This window comes from Kitasatospora sp. NPDC047058, from assembly GCF_040643935.1.
Lineage (GTDB): Bacteria > Actinomycetota > Actinomycetes > Streptomycetales > Streptomycetaceae > Kitasatospora.
In genome coordinates this window covers 1-4434 of the sequence record NZ_JBEYVJ010000495.1, presented here as the reverse complement: position 1 = coordinate 4434, position 4434 = coordinate 1, and the positions used below count along the sequence as shown (strand labels likewise).

The following is a 4434-nucleotide window of genomic DNA, read 5'->3' as shown; positions in this document are numbered from 1 at the left end:
CCGGGGTGGCGCTGCTGGGCGCGCTGGTGTCCGGCCGGGTGCGGAAGGGCTGACGGTCACTTGCCCCCGGCGGGGACACCGGGGTCGGCCGGGGCGGAACCGGCGGCGGCCGGGGCGGAACCGGCGGCCTGGGCGGGGGAGCCGAGGAAGGTCTCCCAGCCCCCGGCCGGGGCCTGGCCGGGGGCGAGGCCCTGCAGCTTGCGCATCACCGCCGGGTCCTGCGCGTCCAGCCAGTTCACCAGCTGGCGGAAGGAGACCAGCCGGACCCCGGGCCGCCCGGCGATGGCCTTGAGCGCGTCCTCGACGGCGTTCATGTAGATGCCGCCGTTCCACTGCTCGAAGTGGTTGCCGATGATGTACGGCGCCCGGTTGGTGGTGTACGCCCGCTCGAAGCCCATCAGGTAGGAGTCCCGCGCCTGCGCCTGGTACGCGGGGTGGAGGGCGGGGTCGGCCTTGGTGTTGCTGCCGGACTGGTTGAACATGATGTTGTAGTCCATCGACAGCACCTGGAAGGTGTGCCCGGGGAAGGGGATGGACTGCAGCGGGAGGTCCCAGAGCGCGCCGCCCTGGATCTTCTGCGGCCAGACCTGGGTGCCGCTGCCGCTGCTGTCGTACCGCCAGCCGCGCCTGGCGGCGGCCGGCAGCAGGTTGCGCTGGCCCTCCAGGCAGGGGGTGCGGCTGCCGATCAGCTCCTTGCGGTAGTCGAAGGGCAGCGGCGGCAGGTCGGTGAAGCCGGTGTTGGTCCGCCAGTTCATGACGAAGTCCATCGCCTGCTCGATCTCGCTGTCCCACTCCTCGGGCGACCACCTGCCGACGCCGGTGGCGCCGCAGAAGTGCCCGTTGAAGTGGGTGCCGATCTCGTGCCCCTCCAGCCAGGCCGCGTGCAGGTTCTCCAGCGTGTCGTGGATGTGCCGGTCGCTCAGGTACCCGATGTCCGAGGCGCCGGTCTTGTGCTGCGGCGGGCGGTAGAGGTCCTTCTTGGACTCGGGCAGCAGGTAGAGGCCGCTCAGGAAGAAGGTCATCGAGGCGTCGTGCTCCCGCGCGAGCCGCCGGAACCGCCCGAACAGGCCGTTGTCCAGCTCTCCGGCGCCGTCCCAGGAGAAGACCACGAACTGCGGCGGGCGCTCGCCGGGCTTCAGCGGCTCGGCGGTGGGCTGGTGGGGCTGCGGGCCGGTGTCCGAGGTGGAGCCGTCGCCGATCAGGGTGGCGGGGGGCCTCGGGACGCCGGATCCGGCCTGGTCCGCCGGTACCGGGGCCGGCGCCGCCGCCTGCCCGCCGCCGGAGCCGCCGTTTCCGCCGCAGCCGGCCGCCAGGGTGGCTGCGGTCGCGGCACCGGCGGCCAGTAGGGTGCGGCGGGAGAGAGCGTCCATGTCACTCCGTTCGTAAGGCGTGCGGAAGCCGTGCGGACACGCAGACGACGCATCCGGATGGGAGGATGCGGACGCACGTCCGGTCGGACAAGTGCGGTGATAGACCTGTGAACGGGGTCAGCATGGCATGTGGGCACGATCGGTCAGTGGTGAACCACGGACGGTCCGAACCGATCGCCCGATTGGTGCAACCGGACAGGCGTCCGACGTTGTCGATGCTCATGCGGACGCCATCGGGGTGATCGTTTCGGTGGCACTGCTCCCTCTGGGTGGTCGCCCGCCTACTCGGAGCACGTCCCGGGCCCACGACCCTGCCGAACGGCGGGTGTCGGTACGACCATCGTATTGATGTGCCTTAAAGTCCGATCCGGTTCAATTGTTCCCAGGAAACTCCCAGGAACGAGCACGTTGTCAGCAGAGGGGAGCGCCGGGTGGGCGCCCAACAGAGCAGGAGCCCGTGGCCGGGCACCCTGGCGGTCAGCGCCGCGCTCGTCCTCGGGGCCTGGCTGGTGAACCAGGGCGGCAGGCTCGAACTGCCCCCGGCCCCGGCCTCCGGACAGGCCCTCTCCGGCTTCGCCCCCGTCTCCGTCGTCCCCCCGCTGGGACCCTCCGCCCCGACCCGGATCAGGATCCCCGCCGTGAAGCTCGACGCACCGGTCACCAGCCTGGGTCTGGACGGCGACGGCCACCTCCAGACGCCCCCGGAGGCCGACCGGAACCTGGCCGGCTGGTACCGCGGCGGCGCCACCCCCGGGCAGCGCGGCACCGCGATCATCGCCGGGCACGTCGACAACCGGAACGGACCGGCCGTCTTCTATCATCTGGGGGCCCTGCATCGCGGCGATCGGATCGAGATCGCCCGTGAGGACGGCGCCACCGCCGTCTACCAGCTCTACGCCATCGAAGTGCACGACCGAAAGGACTTCCCGGACGACCGGGTGTACCGCCAGGCCGCCGACGCCCAGCTCCGGGTGATCACCTGCGGCGGCGGGTACAGCGAGGAGAGCGGCTACCAGGGGAACGTGGTCGCCTACGGCTTCCTGGCCGACACCACCCGGCCGGGGAAGAACGTATGACCTCCACCTCCCTTGCCCTGACCTGGAACCCGATCGACTGGTCGCTGATCCACGGCCCGATCCCCTACGCCGTGCTCGCGGCCGGCTGGGGCGCGCTGATCGCCCTCGCGGTCTCCCGCGGCCGGACGTGGTGGAGCCGCCGGCTGCCCGCCGCGCTGCTGCTCGCCGCCGTGCTGACCAAGCTGCTCGGGATCGTCGTCGACGACTGGTGGCACCCCTTCCCCGAGGGGCTGCCCCGCTACGTCACCTGGTGGATCGCCACCGCGGTCCTCGGCCTCTGCCTGGCCGGGTTCCGGGCGCCCCGGCTGCCCGGAGCCCGCCGGAAGCTGTTCGCGTTCGGCGGCGCCGCGCTCGTCCTGCTGATGTCCTCCTCGCAGGTCAACCGCGGCTTCGAGCAGTACCCCAGCGGCCGCGTGATGCTGGCGCCGTTCCTCTCGAAGACCCAGCAGCTGACCACCGGCAAGGACACGAAGACGATAAGCCCGCCGCCCGGCCAGGTGCTGGAGGACGTCTGGCACGCCCCGCCCGGGCTGCCGGCGAAGGGGACGGTCTCCAAGACCCCCATCCCCGGGACCAAGTCCGGCTTCAAGGCCCGCGACGGCTACGTCTACCTGCCGCCCGCCTACCAGGCCAGCCCCCGGCCGCTGCTGCCGGTCGTCGTCCTCCTCGGCGGCCAGCCCGGCGTGCCCGAGGACTGGGTGAACACCGCCCAGCTGAACGAGACGCTGGACGCGTTCGCCGCGAAGCACCAGGGCCTGGCCCCGATCGTGGTGATGCCCGACCAGCTCGGCTCCACCTGGAACAACACGCTCTGCTTCGACTCGAAGATCGCCAGGGTGCAGACGTACCTGGCCGAGGACGTCCCGGCCTGGGTCCACCAGAACCTCCAGGCCGCCAAGGGGCGGGGCTCCTGGTCGATCGGCGGCGCCTCGATGGGCGGCACCTGCGCCCTGCAGCTCGCCGTCAACGCGCCCGACGTCTACGGCTCGTTCCTCGACATGTCCGGCCAGGAGGAGCCCACCCTCGGCACCCGGGCGCAGACCGTCGCGGCCGCCTTCGACGGGGACGACGCGGCCTTCGAGGCCGTCGACCCGCTGACCGTGATGGCCCGCAGGAAGTTCCCGGACACCGCCGGCGCCATCGTGGTCGGCAAGACCGACGACGAGTTCCGGGGGCAGCAGGAGAAGGTCTACCAGGCGGCCCTGGCCGCCGGGATGAAGGCCAAGTTCGACCTGATGCCGGGCGGGCACGGCTGGGTCATCTTCCGGCCCGGCATCGTCGACCAGCTGCCCTGGCTGGCCCAGCAGACCGGACTGATCCGGTGATCCGGCTCGGCCCGCCGCCGGTCCGCGAGCCCGCCGCGGTGCAGGAGGCCGGCGAGCCGTGCCCGCTGCCCGGCCGACCTGCCGCCACCGGGATCGCCGCCCGGCTGCGCGCCGCGCCGCTGACGCTCACCCTGCTCGCCCTCCTCTGGGCGGTCGGCGGGGCGAGCGGCAGCCTGGCCCACGGCCCCTCCCGGGAGCTGCTGGCGGAGGTCGGCATCGGCCTGCCCACCCTCGCCGAGGGGCGCTGGTGGACGCCGTTCACCTCGCTGCTCTGGTGCCCCGGCGTGGGCTCGTACGTGTTCACCAGCGTGCTGCTGCTCCTGTTCGGTGTGCCCGCCGAGCGCCGGTTCGGGTGGGTGCGGATGCTCTGCGTGCTGGTCGTCGGCCAGGTGCTGGGCACCCTGCTCGGCACCGGGCTGGTCGCGCTCGGCTCCCGGGCGGGCGAGCAGTGGACGGCCGCCGTCGCCGACCAGACCGCCACCGGCCCGGTCACCGGCCTGTTCGCGCTGGCCGGGGTGCTCGGCTTCCGGCTCACCGTGCTCTGGCGGCGCCGGCTGCACCTGCTGGTATGCGTTCCGGCCCGAATGTGACACGGGTCACCTCGCCGACGGGAACAGTTGAAACTTCACTCATGTTGTGTACGAGTGATCGGCACCGGCCGGT

General features: G+C 72.4%; 4 protein-coding genes. 3 read left to right on the top strand and 1 reads right to left on the bottom strand.

Annotation, left to right across the window (positions count from 1 at the left end; all coding sequences use genetic code 11):
* Positions 1 to 56 precede the first annotated feature (56 nt).
* On the bottom strand, positions 57 to 1370 hold the full coding sequence (locus ABZ885_RS36170; RefSeq protein ID WP_360198568.1) for a hypothetical protein: 1314 nt from the start codon (positions 1368 to 1370) through the stop codon (positions 57 to 59).
* Positions 1371 to 1801: 431 nt separating this feature from the next.
* Here ABZ885_RS36170 and ABZ885_RS36165 point away from each other — a divergent pair, with 431 nt between their 5' ends.
* Genes ABZ885_RS36165 through ABZ885_RS36155 form a run of 3 tightly spaced genes read left to right on the top strand, consistent with a single transcriptional unit; the run spans position 1802 to position 4361 of the window.
* Complete coding sequence (locus ABZ885_RS36165; RefSeq protein WP_360198565.1) at positions 1802 to 2446, top strand: class F sortase; 645 nt, start codon at positions 1802 to 1804, stop codon at positions 2444 to 2446.
* Positions 2443 to 3771: an alpha/beta hydrolase-fold protein gene (locus ABZ885_RS36160; protein ID WP_360198562.1), complete on the top strand. Its 1329-nt coding sequence runs from the start codon at positions 2443 to 2445 to the stop codon at positions 3769 to 3771. The genes ABZ885_RS36165 and ABZ885_RS36160 overlap by 4 nt, the downstream gene beginning before the upstream one ends.
* Positions 3768 to 4361, top strand: coding sequence for a rhomboid family intramembrane serine protease (locus tag ABZ885_RS36155; protein WP_360198559.1), 594 nt, complete (start codon positions 3768 to 3770; stop codon positions 4359 to 4361). Before ABZ885_RS36160 ends, ABZ885_RS36155 begins: the two co-directional genes overlap by 4 nt.
* Positions 4362 to 4434: the final 73 nt, after the last annotated feature.